13 protein-coding genes are annotated in these 15,865 nt (G+C 62.2%); 11 read left to right on the top strand and 2 right to left on the bottom strand.

Annotated features, from left to right (window positions below):
* Positions 1 to 200: 200 nt before the first annotated feature.
* From AC1RTA_RS15230 to AC1RTA_RS15205, 6 genes are all read left to right on the top strand, one after another.
* Positions 201 to 1,247 (top strand): ABC transporter substrate-binding protein, encoded by a 1,047-nt coding sequence (locus tag AC1RTA_RS15230; RefSeq protein ID WP_014237186.1) that lies wholly within the window; start codon positions 201 to 203, stop codon positions 1,245 to 1,247.
* The gene (locus tag AC1RTA_RS15225) at positions 1,244 to 2,053 is read left to right on the top strand and encodes an ABC transporter ATP-binding protein (RefSeq protein WP_492785211.1); all 810 of its coding nucleotides are present in this window, start codon (positions 1,244 to 1,246) and stop codon (positions 2,051 to 2,053) included. Before AC1RTA_RS15230 ends, AC1RTA_RS15225 begins: the two co-directional genes overlap by 4 nt.
* A 35-nt stretch (positions 2,054 to 2,088) precedes the next feature.
* Complete coding sequence (locus tag AC1RTA_RS15220) at positions 2,089 to 2,943, top strand: ABC transporter permease (RefSeq protein ID WP_205230739.1); 855 nt, start codon at positions 2,089 to 2,091, stop codon at positions 2,941 to 2,943.
* A gap of 11 nt (positions 2,944 to 2,954) precedes the next feature.
* Positions 2,955 to 4,091, top strand: coding sequence for an SCO family protein (locus AC1RTA_RS15215; RefSeq protein WP_492785210.1), 1,137 nt, complete (start codon positions 2,955 to 2,957; stop codon positions 4,089 to 4,091).
* A complete protein-coding gene (locus tag AC1RTA_RS15210; RefSeq protein WP_152089431.1) occupies positions 4,081 to 5,088 on the top strand; it encodes a CoA transferase subunit A in 1,008 nt (335 codons plus the stop codon). Before AC1RTA_RS15215 ends, AC1RTA_RS15210 begins: the two co-directional genes overlap by 11 nt.
* A gap of 97 nt (positions 5,089 to 5,185) precedes the next feature.
* The gene (locus tag AC1RTA_RS15205) at positions 5,186 to 6,046 is read left to right on the top strand and encodes a CoA-transferase subunit beta (protein WP_492785209.1); all 861 of its coding nucleotides are present in this window, start codon (positions 5,186 to 5,188) and stop codon (positions 6,044 to 6,046) included.
* Positions 6,047 to 6,206: 160 nt separating this feature from the next.
* Here AC1RTA_RS15205 and AC1RTA_RS15200 read toward each other — a convergent pair whose 3' ends face one another.
* The gene (locus tag AC1RTA_RS15200) at positions 6,207 to 7,355 is read right to left on the bottom strand and encodes an iron-containing alcohol dehydrogenase (protein ID WP_492785208.1); all 1,149 of its coding nucleotides are present in this window, start codon (positions 7,353 to 7,355) and stop codon (positions 6,207 to 6,209) included.
* 139 nt (positions 7,356 to 7,494) lie between these two features.
* Here AC1RTA_RS15200 and AC1RTA_RS15195 point away from each other — a divergent pair, with 139 nt between their 5' ends.
* Entirely contained in the window at positions 7,495 to 8,442 is a 948-nt protein-coding gene (locus AC1RTA_RS15195; RefSeq protein WP_492785207.1) for a LysR family transcriptional regulator, read from the top strand.
* A 387-nt stretch (positions 8,443 to 8,829) separates the two neighbouring features.
* Here AC1RTA_RS15195 and AC1RTA_RS15190 read toward each other — a convergent pair whose 3' ends face one another.
* A complete protein-coding gene (locus AC1RTA_RS15190) occupies positions 8,830 to 13,167 on the bottom strand; it encodes an NACHT domain-containing protein (protein WP_492785206.1) in 4,338 nt (1,445 codons plus the stop codon).
* Between the two features lie 664 nt (positions 13,168 to 13,831).
* Here AC1RTA_RS15190 and AC1RTA_RS15185 point away from each other — a divergent pair.
* From AC1RTA_RS15185 to AC1RTA_RS15170, 4 genes are all read left to right on the top strand, one after another.
* Positions 13,832 to 14,065, top strand: coding sequence for a hypothetical protein (locus AC1RTA_RS15185; RefSeq protein WP_492785205.1), 234 nt, complete (start codon positions 13,832 to 13,834; stop codon positions 14,063 to 14,065).
* Between the two features lie 4 nt (positions 14,066 to 14,069).
* Positions 14,070 to 14,474, top strand: coding sequence for a hypothetical protein (locus tag AC1RTA_RS15180; RefSeq protein ID WP_492785204.1), 405 nt, complete (start codon positions 14,070 to 14,072; stop codon positions 14,472 to 14,474).
* 291 nt (positions 14,475 to 14,765) lie between these two features.
* Positions 14,766 to 15,359, top strand: coding sequence for an RNA polymerase sigma factor (locus AC1RTA_RS15175; RefSeq protein WP_492785203.1), 594 nt, complete (start codon positions 14,766 to 14,768; stop codon positions 15,357 to 15,359).
* A 14-nt stretch (positions 15,360 to 15,373) separates the two neighbouring features.
* Entirely contained in the window at positions 15,374 to 15,760 is a 387-nt protein-coding gene (locus tag AC1RTA_RS15170) for a hypothetical protein (protein ID WP_492785202.1), read from the top strand.
* Positions 15,761 to 15,865: the final 105 nt, after the last annotated feature.

Raw genomic sequence — 15,865 nt, 5'->3', positions numbered from 1 at the left:
CTGCAGCTCCCGCCCCCCACGCAGGCTTCGACCCCTTGCCGGAACATCAGCGGCAGGCCGCCTGAACGCTGCCCCTCGAGTGTCGGCTTGCCCAATATATAGCCAAACGAACTATTTAAATCTTAATTTATTATTTTTCGGTTATTAGCCAGCTTTTCTATAGTGGCACCGTCCATTCACGAATCGAGCCAGGAGCTTCCATGAAAAATACCCGTACCTCCCGCTTCCTCAAGCGCCTGCCCCAGCGTCTGCTGGCGGCCCTGGCGGTGGCTGCCGCTGCAGCCGGCGCCCAGGCCGAGACCCTCAAAGTGGGCCACCTGCCCGTCACCGGCCATGCCAAGTACTTCGTCGCCCAGGAACAGGGCTTCTTCAAGAAGGAAGGCCTGGAGGTGGAACTGGTGGAATTCCAGAACTCCGCCGACGGCATCAACGCCGTCATCGCCGGCAAGCTGGACGTGGGCACCTTCGGCACCACCGCGCCCCTGCTGTTCTACTCCAAGGGCTCGGACATCAAGATCATCGGCGGCATCATGGGCCAGGACGCGGCCCTGGTGGTCAAGCCCGAGCTGGCCGGCACCATCCGCAGCCTCGCCGACCTCAAGGGCAAGAAGGTCGCCACGGTGCGCCTGGCCTCCGGCGACGCCGTGCTGCGCGGCGCCCTGAAGGACGCCAAGATCAACTGGAAGAGCGACCTGCAGATCTTCGAACTGAAGAACCCGCCCGCCGTCATCGAGGCCGTCAAGTCCGGCCAGGTGGATGCGGGCCTGGTGTGGGGTCCCCATGACCTGCGCGCCGAACAGCAGGGCCTCAAGGTGGTGGTGCGCTCCGGCGACCTTTCCCCCGGCCACCCCTGCTGCCGCGTCATCGTCTCCGGCAACAAGCTGAAGGACGCCGCCACCCTGGAACGCTTCCTGCGCGCCGTGCTGCAGGCCGAGAAGTACGCCGCCGAGCACCGCAAGGAGACCATCGACGCCATCGCCAAGTACATCAAGCTGGATCGGGCCATCCTGGAGAAGGGCTACTACTCCCCCAACCTGGAACAGCGCAGCGACCCCAATGTGAAGGGCGTGGAGAAGTTCTGGCTGTCCATGATCGGTTCCGAGTTCATCGAGGGCAAGCGTCCCCTGGCCCCCATCTTCGAACTCTCCATCTACCAGAAGGCCCTGGAATCCCTGGCCAGGGAAAATCCCAAGGACGCCTTCTACCAAGCCCGCCTCAAGGAATTCAAGGAAAGGGACACCCTGTGAGCAACGCCGCCCAGACCCGCACCACCGGTCTGGCGGTGGATAACGTCTCCTTCGCCTACGGCGAGGGAGACACCATCCTCCGCCGGGTCGCCCTGGAAGTGCCCGAGGGGCAGTTCCTCACCCTGCTGGGGCCTTCCGGCTCCGGCAAATCCACCCTGCTGCGCCTCATCGCCGGCCTGGAAGCCCCCACCGACGGGCGTCTGGCCTGGCAGGGCGCCACCATCACCGGCCCCGGCATCGACCGGGCCGTGGTCTTCCAGAACTACTCCCTCTTCCCCTGGCTGAAGGTGGAAGACAACGTGGCCCTGGCCGTGGCCAAGGCCCACCCCAAGCTCTCCCGCGCCGAACGCCGGGAGAAGGCCCGGGACTATCTGGGCCGGGTGGGACTGGCGGACGCCGCCGGCAAGTACCCCTTCCAGCTTTCCGGCGGCATGCAGCAGCGCGCCGCCATCGCCCGGGCCCTGGCCCTGGAAGCGCCGGTGCTGCTGATGGACGAACCCTTCGGCGCCCTCGACCCCATCAACCGGGGCAAGCTGCAGGACCTGCTGCTGGAAGTGTGGCAGAGCACCAGCCCGCGCCGCACCATCGTCTTCGTCACCCACGACGTGGACGAGGCCCTCTACCTGGGAGACCGGGTGGCGGTGCTGGGGGCTTCCCCCGGCCGGGTCCTGGCCCAGATCGAGGTGCCCTTCGAGCGGCCCCGCAACCGGGCCCGCCTCTTCGCCTCCCCGGCCTTCCACGCCCTGCGCGAGGACATCGCCGAACGCCTGGACGCGGACGTGCTGTCCGGCCTGGCGGCGGCGTAAGGCCAACGTACTGAACTGATGTGAAGGAGAAATCCATGTCCGAATCCCTAGCCCTGGAAGGCGAGGCCCTGGCCTCGCCCCTGGTGGACAAGACGCCCCGGCAGGGCCGCTCTGCCCCCCACTCCGGCCTTTTCCCGGCCCTCCTCTCCCGCCTCCCCGCCTGGGAAGCCGTCGCCCTGTGGGCCGTGCTGTTCCTGGCCTGGCAGGGTTCCACCTATTTCATCGACCAGAACGCCAACCCCCTGTTGCCCGGCCCCCGCATCGTCGCCGAGGCCCTGTGGGAATCCCTGCCGGAACTGTGGAAGGGCACCGTTTCCTCCTTCTTCATCCTGGCGCCGGGCTACCTGCTGGCCGTCGCCGCCGGGGTCGCCCTCGGCCTGGTGGCCGGCATCGTGCCGGGGGTCGGCCGCGGCCTGTTCCCCTTCGCCAAGGTGGCGGCTCCCATCCCGCCCACGGTGTACATCCCCTACGCCATCGCCGTGCTGCCCACCTTCCACCTCTCCGCCACCTTCGTCGTCTTCATCGGCGCCTTCTGGCCCGTCTTCCAGAACTCCGCCGCCGGCGCCCTGGCGGTGGAAGGCCGGCACCGGGACAACGCCCGGGTGCTGGGCTTCTCCCGCCTGGAAACCCTGGTGAAGGTGGTGTTCCCCGCCAGCCTGCCCCACATCTTCTCCGGCGCCGCCGTGGGCCTGGGCTTCTCCTTCATCCTGCTGACCGTGGCCGAGCTGTTCGGCGCCAACGCCGGCCTGGGCCGCTTCGTGCAGTACTACGCCGACTTCGCCGACTACCCGCGCATGGTGGCCGGCATCCTCTACACCGGCCTCGTCACCTGGCTGGCCATGACCGGCCTGGACAAGCTGCGCCACAAGGCCCTCTTCTGGGTGCGCTGAGAAAATCCGCCATGCCGTCACCGTCACGCATCCTGGGCCTGCTGGCCCTCCTCGCTGCCCTGGCCTCCGCTGCGGCGGGCGCCGGGGAAGCCCGCTTCTCCCCACTCTTCACCCGGGAAGCCACGGACCTGCAGGCCGAGGCCCGGGCCGCCCGGGCCGAGGGCAGGAAGCTGGCCGTCGCCTTCACCCTGCCCGACTGCCCCGGCTGTCGGGAGATGGAACGCACGGTCTTCCAGGACCCAAGCGTGACGGCCCGCTTCAGCCGGCATTACCGCAGCGTCAAGGTGGACCTGGCCCGCAGTGAGCCCATCCTCGATCTGGCCGGCCGGCGCGGCTCGGCGGGCGACTTCGCACGGCAGCTCGGCGCTTTCGCCACCCCTTCCTTCGCCTTCTTCGACGGCCGGGGCGAATTCCTCTACCGCCATACCGGCACCCTGGCCGCCGCCGATTTCAGCCGCCTCGGCCAGTACGTGGCCAAGGCCGAATACGAGCAATACCCCTTCGCCGGCGCCAGGGCCAGGGCCGCCCAGGCGGCCAACGCGCCCCGGCTACAAGCCGATGCGCCTGCTGCCGGCCTGCCCCGCCGCCCCGAATTCCGCCTCGCCGACACCGCCGGCAAGGTGCGCCGCCTGGCCGATTTCCGCGGCAAGGCCGTGGCCCTGGCGGTGGGCTACAGCCAGTGCCCCGACGTCTGCCCCACCACCCTGGCCGAACTGAAAGCCGCGGTGGAAGCCCTGCCCGCCGCCCAGCGCCGCCAGGTGCAGGTGCTCTTCGTCACCCTGGACCCGGAGCGGGACCACGCCGCTCTGCTCAGGGAATACGTAGCCGCCTTCGCTCCCCAGGGCGGCCGCCCCTTTCTCGGCCTGTGGGGCGGCGACGGCGCCACCGCCGACCTGATCCGGGAACTGCAGCTGGTGGCCGAACGCCAGCCCTCCGAGAGCATGGGCTACACCCTGGACCACACCGCCGGCGTCTTCCTCTTCGACAAAGCCGGCGTCCTGCGCGGCCTCTCGCCCTACGGCCAGCCGGTCGGCGCCCTCGCCGCCGACCTGGGCCTGCTTGCCGCCGAGCCCAAGCACAGCGACAAAACCATTCAGGTCGCCACCGATCAGCACCTCACGCAAGGGAATCCCCGCCATGTCCATTAACAAACTCCTGCCCCTGGCCGAAGCCGCCCAGCGCTACGCCGGCGATGGCATCCAGTACGCCAGCGGCGCTGGCCTGCCGGTGGGCGCCGACGCCATCGCCTTCGGCCGCGAACTGGTGCGCCAGGGCCGGCGCAACCTGCACGCCCTGTTCCACTGCAACACCCAGCAGCTCAACCTGCTGGCCGCTGCCGGCACGGTGGACAAGGCCGAGGTGGGCTTCTCCGGCCTGGAGGGTTTCGGCTTTGCCAACGGCCTGCGCCGCGTTGTCGAAGAAGGCAAGCTGGCCCTGGAGGACTACTCCAACCTGGCCATGGCCCTGCGCTTTCTCGGCGGCGCCCTCAACTGGCCCTTCGTCCCCGCCACCACCTGTATCGGCTCCGACATCCAGCAGCGCAGTGCCTTCGCCCCCGAGGAATACCCGGCCACGGGCAAGATTCCCGAGATCGCCGACCCCTTCTCCGGCCGCACCCTGGGCGCCTACTCGCCCCTGAAGCCGGACCTGGCGGTGATCCACGTCACCCTGGCCGACCCGGAGGGCAACGCCATCATGATCGGCTCCGAATGGAGCCGCTTCGAACTCTCCCGGGCCGCCAAGCGCCTGGTGCTGGTGGCCGACCACATCGTGGACACGGACTGCATGCGCCAGTACCCCAACCTGGTGCGCATCCCCGGCCTGATCGTGGACGCCGTGGTGTGGTGGCCCTTCTCCGCCTGGCCCGCCGCCTCCCCCGGCGTGCATGACGTGGACGAAGCCCACATGAAGCTGATGAACGAATGGCTGGCCACCGAAGAAGGCACCTTCCGCTACATCGACCGCTACATCTTTTCCTACCAGACCGTGGATGCCTACCTCAACCTCATCGGCCAGGACGTCATCTCAAAACTGGAAGACAGCCCCACCCGCTTCCTCCTGGACCCCTACCGCCAGTGGATCCTGGACCGGGCCAAGGTGGAACAGCTGCAAGCTGAAAATCACATTCTGAAGAGGGCCGCATGAGCCACCGAGCCTGCGTAGCTGCGAGCCACGCGAGGGCGGCCAGCCCACGACGCCACTTCCCTTTGCATACCACTCCCCTGACTGAGAGGGCCGCCTGATGAGCACCGCAACCGCCACCCGCACCGACTCCGCCCCGGAGGCCGCCGAACGCAAGGGGCCCCTGCGCTACTCCCGCCAGGAGATGATGGCCATCGCCGCCGGTCGGGAAATCAAGGACGGCGAACTGGCCATCTTCGGTGTCGGCCTGTCGCTACTGGCCGGCTACTTCGCCCAGGAACACCACGGCCCCAACATCCGCTCCATGACCGAAGGCGGCATCTACGGTGCCACCCCCATCGGCGGCCTGCCCTGGGGCATCGAATGCAACCGCCTCTCGGCCAACGCCACCAGCTTCACCGGCGGCCTCGACGCTCTGGGCTTTCTCGTCGCCTCCGGCCGGGTGGACGTGGGCCTGATCGGCGCCGCCCAGGTGGACAAGTTCGGCAACGTCAATACGACGGGCATCTGGGACCGCAGCAAGGGCAACGGCCTGGGCGATACCTACACCCCGCCCAAGACCCGCCTCACCGGCGCCGGCGGCGCCAACGACATCGCCAGTGGCGCCAAGCGCACGGTCATCATGGTCACCCACGAGGCCAAGCGCTTCGTCGACAAGGTGGATTACATCTCCTCCCCCGGCTATCTCGAAGGCGGCGACGCCCGGGCCCGCTACGGCTTCGTCGGCGGCGGCCCTTCCGCCATCGTCACCACCCTGGGCATCCTGCGGCCCCATCCGGAAACCAAGGAATTCTGGCTCGACGCCTACTACCCCTTCTCCAGCGTGGACGAAGTGCGGGCCCAGACCGGCTGGGACCTGAAAGTCTTCCGCCACGCCCGCATGATCGCCCCGCCCACCGTGGCCGAAGTGGAAGCTCTGCGGCGGGTCGATGTAACGGGGATGCTGCGGCGGGAGAAGTAGGCCCATCGCGGCAAACCAAGCCCCCCCCGGCAGGCAAGGGGCTGGAAACGAAAAAAGGCGCTGATTCCACGCGGAAATCAGCGCCTTTTCATTACTGCCGCGCCAGGACTCAGGGCCCCGGCTCAGCAATCCCTAACCAGGCCCGGCGGGCTGCCCAGGCTTACAGGGCGCTCTTGAGAATGGTGGCAACCACCTCCCGGGGATAGGTCTCGGCCACGCCGAAATGGACCGCGTTGCCCAGCACGTTGTCGATGGTCTTGGGCAGGTCGGCCTCAGTGATGCCCAGCTGGGAAAGGCGGGTGGGGGTGCCGATCTTGTCGAACCACTTTTCCAGGGCGGCGATGCCCTGCTCGGCGGTTTCCACGCCGAACACGTACTTGGCGAAGCGCTGGAACTGGACCGGGTTGCGGCTGTGGTACCACTTCATCCAGGCCGGCATGACCACGGAGAGGCCGGCGCCGTGGGGCACGTTGAAGAGGGCCGAGAGGGAGTGCTCGATCATGTGGTTGGGGTAGCTGTAGCCGGAGATCCCTGCATAGAGCAGGCCGTTCAGGGCCTGGGTGGCGGCCCAGGCGAACTCGGCCCGGGCTTCGTAGTTTTCCGGGTCGACCAGCAGGGTTTCGGTGGTTTCGATCACCGTGTTGATGATGGCTTCCACCAGGCGGGACTGGAAGCGGGGCTCGTCCTTGGCGGTGAAATAGCCCTCGATGGCGTGGGCGATGACGTCCGCCGCCGAATACACCAGGTAATCCCGGGAGACGGTCTTCATCAGGGCCGGATTGACGATGGAGACCTTGGGATAGGTATGCACGGAGGTGATGGCGAACTTTTCCTGGGTTGCCTCGTTGGTGACCACGGCGCCGTTGTTCATCTCGCTGCCGGTGGCGGCCAGGGTGAGGATGTCGAACACCGGCAGGGCGGACTCAATACGGCCCTTGCCGATGAAGAGATCCCACACGTCGCCGGCGTAGGGCACGCCGGCGGCGATGGCCTTGGAGCTGTCCAGCACGGAACCGCCGCCGACGCTGAGGATGGCCTCCACCTGATGGTCGCGGGCCAGGGCGATGGCCTCCCGCACCTTGGAAATCACCGGGTTGCTGACGATGCCGCCGCATTCGACGAAGGCGATGCCCTGCTCCGTCAGGCTCTTGCTGACCACGGAGAAGAGGCCGTCCCGCTTGATGCGCTCGCTGCCGTAGCAGAGCAGCACCTTCTTGATGCCGTGCTCGGCCAGATGGCGACCGATGGCCTGTTCCTTGTCCTTGCCGAATTCGACTTGGGTGGGATTGAAGAAAGTGAAGTTGTCCATTTGAGAATCCTCCTGAAGGGAATGGGGACGCATCGAAAAACGCGATGGACGAACTGTAGCGGGGCAACAAACATCCAACTACCGCCAAATGGTTTGTATTATTTACAACCATTCGATGTAAATAACCCGGAAAAGCCCCATGGCCATCAACGAACTGCGCTCCATCGCCACCTTCATCCACACCGTGGAACTGGGCAGCCTGAGCAAGGCCGCGGCGGCCCAGCAGATATCCCCCCAGGCCGCCAGCAAGGCCCTGGGCCAGCTGGAGCAGCACCTGGGGGTGCGGCTCTTTCACCGCACCACCCGCAGCATGTCCCTGACGGAAGAAGGCCAGCGCTTCTTCGAGGCGGCCCGGCCCTCCCTGCTCGGCCTGCAACAGGCCCTGAGCGGCGCCCGGCAGACCCGGGAAGATCTGGCCGGGCCCCTGCGCATCGTCGGCCCCCGCTCGGTTTCCGTATCGGTCATCGGCCCGGTGATCGAGGAATACTGCCGCCTCTACCCGGAGGTGCAGCCGGACATCCAGCTCGACGACCGGCGCAGCAACTGGGTGGAGGAACGGGTGGACGTGGGCTTTCGCCTGGGCGCGGCACCGGAGGAAGGCCTCATCGCCCGGCCCCTCTTCCCCATGCAGATGGTGATCTGCGCCGCCCCCAGCTACCTGCAGCGGCACGGTGTGCCGCGCAGCCTCAACGATCTGGAGGCCCACCGCTGCAGCGTCTTCCGCCACTCTGAAGACGGCCGCATCATCCCCTGGCGGGTCAAGGTGGGCGATGGAGAGCAGGACCACCCGGTGCGCCCGGCCTTCTGCACCAACGACGAACAACTGGAACTGCACGCCGTGCTGGCCGGCGAGATCATCGCCCAGATCGCCGTGCCCACCGGCGCCGCCCTGATCCGCAGCGGACGCCTGGTGCCCCTGCTGCCGGAACACATGACCGACAGCTACCAGATGTTCATCTACTACGGCAGCCGCCGGGCCCAGCCGGCCCGGGTGCGGCGCTTCATCGACCTGGCGGTGGAACGGCTGGCCAACAGCCGGGAGTTCGTGCTGAGCCGGGAGGAACTGGCCCGGGCGGCGGCCCTCTAATCGCTGCGCCCAGCCCATCCTGCACCGCTTCGACCTAGAGGCCACGGTTTGGCCATCGCTAGCCTTCTACAACATCTGCCAGGAAGTGGATCACCTGGTGGCGACTTTGAAGCGGTGGAAAGGAGGGCGGAGTACGACGGTGTTTGGGTGAGAGTTAATCTAAGCTGAAAATGAAAAAGCCGCCCGGGGACTGGCGGCCTATCGGTGCGGCCATTCAACTACCTTTCACATTGAGGCTGGTTTACGTCACTAAGGACACGATTAATACAAAAGCTGGCGCGATTCATGTAAAGCCGATTCCGATCTGCCATCGATGAAGAAGGAAGCTTCATCGGCAATTTTCAGACAATTCGAGCCAACACCACTTTCAAGTGGTGTTGGCTCTTTTTATTTCCGCTTGCGAGGATCGGAAAAATCGATGCCGACGACGGTAATGCCATCGACGCCCTGCCGAAATTCACTTTCAATTTCTTTTGCGCGATCCGTGACGCGTTGAACTATTGCCTGAAAATCAATCAAAGTAGTGCCGCCAATATCTTCCCATCGTCGGTCAGGGTCTGTATTTCCAAGCACATAGACACCGAACCGCACACTCTCGGCACGTAAGTACTGTCCAACAAGTTGGTTCTCAAGCCGTTCGAGCAACTTGTGTAACGGCCAATGTTTCAAGTTGGCAAGCTTGACTTCAATCGGCAACGAATTCAGCCCTGGCCGGCTAATGGTCAAGTCGGGACGCTGCTCTAAATCCACCTCCGACTCTGCTGTGACCGAATACCAATCGCCCGCACGCTTATTGAGTTCGTCGTGCAACAAGTTGCGCAGCGCGACTTCAAAATCACCTTCGCGCAGCCTGTTTCTGGCGTCCGGAACCTCGGAGCGTTCGTAATATCTCTGAATATCTTTGAGGTGTCGGCAAATAAGTCTATACAGAGTGTAATCGGAACGCGGGGGAATAAGATGTTTGTCAGCAAAGGCACGCACGTCCTTTGCCCTCCACGGCACATCGTCGGCCCGACGTGAACGCCGATTATCAAGCAGTTCGAGAATCCAGTCGCGATAGACTGCCATCAAGGGATCACTCAGGAAATCCCGCAATACAGCATCTGCCTCCAAATTTTCAGAGTCCCTGAGCCACTCCCAAAGCAAATTGCGGAACTGAGCCGCATCATCTCGTGCCGTCGGCGAATAAGCCTCTCCATTTGAATGATCGCGGTCTTCTTCCCTCCTTATGTACCGGACTACGATAGGAATAAGAATGCGAAGACAGGGCACTTCGCGAAACGACGCGAGCGGTGCGATGCCAGAGGACAGCCCCCCGCGGCGATTCAATAGATTTGAACAAATCCCGACAACCAAACCTTTGGCTGCTTCAAATTCCAGCCCGCCGATACGCTGAGCAAGAGCATGGACAGCCGCGACACCATCAATCCTCATCCACGCAGCAGTCCACGAGAACCACTCTTCAGAACCTGGCGAACTCGCCGACTCCCTTAAGGGAGCCAAAACAGCCGACAACGACCGCCCAGATTCATGCTTGTTCATGAAATTCAGCGCATACACCAAAATTTGTGGATTGTTCGGGTTTCCCTTTGAGAGCAGTTGGGCCACTCCGGGCAACACGATCTGTGTATCGATGTCGTACCAGACCAAAGTCGAAAAAACACCATGAACATGTTGCCGATCAGCCGGGTAGTTCCATTCTCCCGCTATCGCCTGCATTAACGCAGCGCAGGTTTCATTTGGTCGCTGCACGAGCAGTTGCGGAAACCACTCGGGAAATCCGTTGAGTTCCCGGCAGGCATAGCGTGTAACCAGTTCGATCTCTTGGTCGGTCATCGTTACAAAGTCAAGCGCACCTCGCTGCCAAAGACTTTCCAAACCAGGCAGCCCTGCAAGAACAAACCATTCGACTGAATTATCCGGTTGCTCATAGGGATAGATGGGTGAGTGGAGGCGCCAAATCGATTCACAGCCTGCGCGAATGGATCGCCCAATCGCTCGCCCCCACTTGCTTTCGACCGCGCCCCAATCCACTTCGTCACGACTCGTGCTGGAGCTACGCGAATCCATCACGATCCGCGCCAATGTGTAGGCGTTTCTCCCTTGCTTTAAAGAAGCAAGGTGACGCCATATCCAACACCAGTCCTTCAGAAATACCCACTTAGTCTTCAGTAAACGACCTTTGTTTTTCCACCAGTATTGATCCCCAACACCGTTATATCTCTGACGTAACAACCACCCCTTTAATGGCCACCAAATCTGAGCCAAGTACCATCTCGCCACGAATAGCCACAGGTGCAGATCAGTGCCAACGGTCGGCACCAAATCATTCCGGAGAAACCGCCCAAACGAACCATCACGAGCAGCCAGCGCGAGCATGTGCCCAAGCATGAGTTGGCGATCCGCGAATGGCAGCAAACCAGCGGCAATCTCGTCTTTCATCCAAGCAATGTCGCTCTCAGAAAACTTGGCAGCCTTGTTGGAGCCGTGAAGCGAGTGAATCGCGGGATTTCCGCTGTATCGGTCGCGGTGACGATTTACCCTTCGCCAGTAGATGGCACGCTTAACATTGGCATGCCTATCCAGACCGGCAGCCAACTGCTCTTCGACATCTCCACGAAAAGGCTTGTCCCACCATCCGTACAAGCTACGGCTTTCCAACAAGCCGACGGCATCAACGACTATGTCCACCACCACCTGGGGTACCAATGGCTTGCTCAAAGTCAAATGCAGGCAAAGAGGCAGCAACTCAACAATCCACGCATACCGTTTGGACACCGACCTCTGCTCGATCAACGGAGGTTCACGTAGCAATTGAATTGCACCTTGCAACACTGGAATTGCTGTATCGGGCGTCAATGCGTGATCAAGATGCTTGCGCAAAACATAAGGGAGATCAACCGAATGGCGCCGAATCTCCGGAACTTTCCTCAGCAGATCGAACAGCTCGTCGCCCGAAATAATGTCTGGAAACGTTGACTCCACCACGCATCCGATCAGGCGACTGCTCGGATTAGCCATCTTTATCAGTTTTTCGTAGGCTTGCCGTCGGACTTCCGGCGTTCCGGCATCGCGAATCGCGGTTGCAGCGTAGAGGCGAATGTTTTCTGTCGCCTTGTTGTCGGTAAGCATTTCGAGGGCAACCGAGCAACAGTCCGATAAACGACCATGCGCGACCAGCATCAAAAAATCCAGCTTCAAGTCTTCCGGAGTTTCAGCACTGACGAGATACTCGGTTACATCGCCCGATAATTCAGGTGTAGCGATCCGCCTTAGCGTGTCTCCATTCCAAGCGATTGAAATTCGCTTACGCCCTTTGTAGCGTTCGACCAGTTCTTTCAGGATTGATCTTCGATAATCCAGCGATAATGCTGCTGGATCGCCATAGCGAAGATGAATGTCAGGAGCAAACTTAAGCAAACACTGGCGAAGACGATCAATCGAGGGCGCATCGTTCATCCCCACCAACCAGGCAGCCACCGGTTCCAGTGACGGACGGATCGTTGGTTGCCCTTCGATTTCGGCAAAGAGGATGTCCTCGATTTCCGCATAGGGACAATTGTTGGCCAGCAAGCGCGCCAACCATTTTGCGGCAAGAAACTCTGCGTGACGCCGGTGGTGGAAGCGCAACATGCCGTAGTACGCCCCATCGAACAACGCCCGGTTCAACACGGCTTTCTGCGCACCCGCGTTCCAAGATGTCGGCAAAACGTCGCGTACCGTCAAAGCGGACTCTGCGTCGACGCTCCGATCATCGTCGACTCGTATGTTCAGTTGGCGAGTGAGTACTGAGGCCGCAGCAAGTGTTTCGACGCCCTCATCAATTTGTTTCGGCGACAAGGGATCATGACGCTCTAGCCGTTCTGATTCTTTAGTCAATTGACGGCAGCTGAACTCCATCAACTCTGTAAGTGCTCCTAACCTTCCGTTCCCTTGCCAAAAGCGATGCAATTCAGTGACATCGTATGGCCGACGCGCGAAGTCCCAAGCGTTGTGCTGATCAATTTCCGCGATAAATGCCGCCGGATCAGCAATGCCCCGTTTCTGAACGAATATCTCGACCCGCCACCGATCCAACGGCTCCAAAATAACAACGGAGATCGGTTCCTTTTGTCCTTCGTCAGATTTAGTTCCTGTGGCAGCGCTGGGCAGACCAAACCGGTGCACGACCTCGGCACGATCCGTCTCCGCGCGCCACGCGCTGATGCGTGAAGAAATAACGAATCGGCAACGATGGAGCCTCTGAAAAATCGCCCCGTGAACACGATCTAATGCCACAAAGAAATCATCGACCCGAACCAGTTTTGACTCATCAACCGCATCGAGAAAAAAGATAGCTTCGGTTTGACTCGATTCCCAGCGTCTGAATTCAGGAAGTCCCTGCTCGCCAAGCACCTTTGCAAAATCTTCAGTCACCAGTCGGTTCAGTTCTAGAAAGAACGTGAATCTCCCGTGGCTCCGCTGGACTTCCGCTTGATGCCGAAACTCTTCTGACTTCCCACTCCCTGGCTCTCCTAGAATTACCACCAAGCGATGCTTGAGAATTTCGTTCCAGGAGCTTCCGGTTTCGTCACGATCCATCGCCATGACATAGCTACGCATCGCCGCAGCCTCTGTGTCAGCGCTAGGTAGATAGCTGTTGAACCGGCGATTCAGGTCAACAAAATGGTCGCTCAAGAGCCCCCCCGGTTCGGTCGCATAGTTCAATTGAATGGCGCCAGCCATATTGCCATTGTGGAGTAAACACCGGCGTCATTACCTCTCGTTCCTTCCGCGGCTATTAGTCAATGTGCTGACTGCATTTTTCTTCCTGGCGCGCAGAAGCATCAGCCAGCAATTAACCATGTCAATTTTGGGCTGGAATACGAATCAGGAAGCGAACATTTAGTTGCATTTCCGCCTGAGCGGCGGGTTTACCACGTATTGCTGCCCTATTCGATCAACTGGCCCAAGGTGGTCGGCTTTCACCAAATAGCGCCCCTTCAGTCTGATGACCTCTTTCCAAGATTCTCCTGGAGTAACTCGAGTTGCTCCAGCTCAGGGCTAGTCTGTCCCGATTCAGATTGCGTCTTCCCCGTCAGCAGCCAAAGCGAATACTCGGGCCAAGCCGCCCCAATCGCCTCAAAGTGTTCTTCATTTGCTCGCTGCCTCCCCTCGCACACGGCCTTCCATGACGCGGCCTTGACGCCCGTCAGCTCTTCCATGTGCTTGAACTTGCGGTGAGGCTCGGTCTTGGCTGTCACCACAGCTGCCACCCTGGCCCTGATCGCCGAAGTTTCCCCTTGACCCGCGTAACTCTCTGTCATATATTCACTAGTAAATATTTTGCTTATTCGCACATATGATTCTTATTGTGGTTATGTGTGCTTCATTGTGGAGCAAAGTGATTATGACAGTCGCAGAAAGAATCAACCAGCAGACGCTGGTGCCGATCATGCACTGGAAGAAATTCGCGGAAGTGGTGGGCATTGAGGAAGGCGTGCTGCGGGGCCTGTGCGACCGGGACCATATTCCCTCCATCTGCTTCGGCAAGCACCGCTTCATCAATCTGGCCAAGCTCAATCACCTGTGCCTGGATGAAAGCCACGACACGGCTAGTCCAAGCGGGGCAGCGGAGGACTGAGGCAATGGATAAGCGCACCATCACACCTCACGAAGCGGAGTTGAACCGGCTGATCCTGCTGGCCCAATCCCGCCTGCACGCCATGGGCGACGGCGGCTTTATCCAGGGTTGCAGCCTTTCCTTGCGGGAAAGGGCGCGGCTGATCCAGGTGGCTTCACTGGATGCCATGGCGACGCTGCAACGGATGCGGGAGGTGGCCCTGGCTGTGCTCAACGGGGTGCCCCTGGCCGGTGACAAAGAAGTGAAATGCGCCGACTGCCGCCACCACGTGCCCAGCCTGACCTTTGCCGACGAGGCCAGTTGCGCCGTGCATCTGAGCCTGCAAAGCATGCACCGATTGCGCCATTGCAGCCATTTCCAACCCCTGGCGCCCAAGCCGCCGGCAGTGCCCGCCGATCCTGCCGCCTGAAGGCATAGGCGCGGACCGGGATTGCATCCCCTGGCCCTGCCCCCTGACCATCATCGTCGGCGCTCAAGAAAGCCGCCCGGCAAACCGGGCGGCTTTGTTTTTGCCATGGCCGGAACTGGCGTAGCCTTTAGGCTTGCGGCTGAGCCGCCGACAAACCGGCGGCACTCTGGCCGATAATGGGGCGATGCCTCCGGCAGTTCCCCGGGCCAAGCCCGGCAACCTCTGCCCGTTACCACCAACTATTTTTTCACCTACCCACAATATCCATGCCCTTCGTTCGTCTACCCAGGCATGGACACATCGTTCTCCCTTTCCCTGCCCCGCGACGAGACCCGCCTGATGGCCGAGCAGAACCGACGTCTGACTGAAGCCATTGCCCGGGAGAGCGGGCGGCTGGGCAGTTTCATTCGCCGGCGCGTGCCCGACCCGGGCGAGGCGGAGGATATTCTGCAAGACGTGTTCTTCGAGCTGGTGGAGGCCTGGCGCCTGCCGGAGCCCATTGAGCAGGTGGGGGCCTGGCTGTTCCGGGTGGCCCGCCACCGCACCGTGGACCGCTTCCGCAAGCGCCGGGAGGAACCCCTGCCCGTGGCCGCGCTGGAAGACGGCGACGACGAGCATTGGCTGGAAGCCGCCCTGCCGGCGGACGATGGCGGGCCGGAGGCGGCCTATCTGCGCCGCCTGTGGCTCGACGCCATCGCCACGGCCCTGGAGGAACTGGCGCCGGGGCCGCGGGAAACATTCATCGCCCACGAGATCGACGGCCGCAGCTTCAAGGAAATGGCGGCGGAGAGCGGCGTGCCCATGAATACCTTGCTCGGCTGGAAGCGGCAGGCGGTGCTGCACCTGCGCCAGCGGCTGCGGCCCCTTTACGAACCCCAATCCTGAACAGGAAACAAACTATGAAATGCAGAACTGGAAAATCCGGCTGCGCCTCGCGCTGCCTCAAGATCGGCCTGATGGTCGTGGTCGGCATCGGCGCCCTTACCTGGGTGGTGATGCAGTTGTGGAATTGCCTGCTGCCGGACCTCTTTGCCGGGGTCTCCCCCATCGGCTACTGGCAGGCCCTGGGCGTGCTGGTGCTGAGCCGCATCCTCTTCGGCGGCATGCGCGGCGGCGGCTTCCACCATTTGCGCGAACGTCGGGCCCATTGGGAAAGCCTGACGGAAGAAGAGCGGCAACAGCTCAAAGGGCGCTTCCACAGCCGCTGGAGCCGCTGCTGCACGCCCCAGGCGGAAGGCGCCGAACCCCAGGCCAAGGCCGCGGATAAACCGGCCGACCAGGCTTGATGGTCTGAAACCTCCCCGGCCCCCGGGTGCGCCTCGTGCCGCCCGGGGCCGCCGGCCACACGCCGGCCTCCCTGGAAAAACCCCATGCGCCCTGCCTCCCTGACC

The organism is Azospira sp. MPR-E4, from assembly GCF_058809645.1.
Note: the sequence above shows the minus strand (reverse complement) of the source record. Positions and strands in the feature narration are given on the sequence as shown.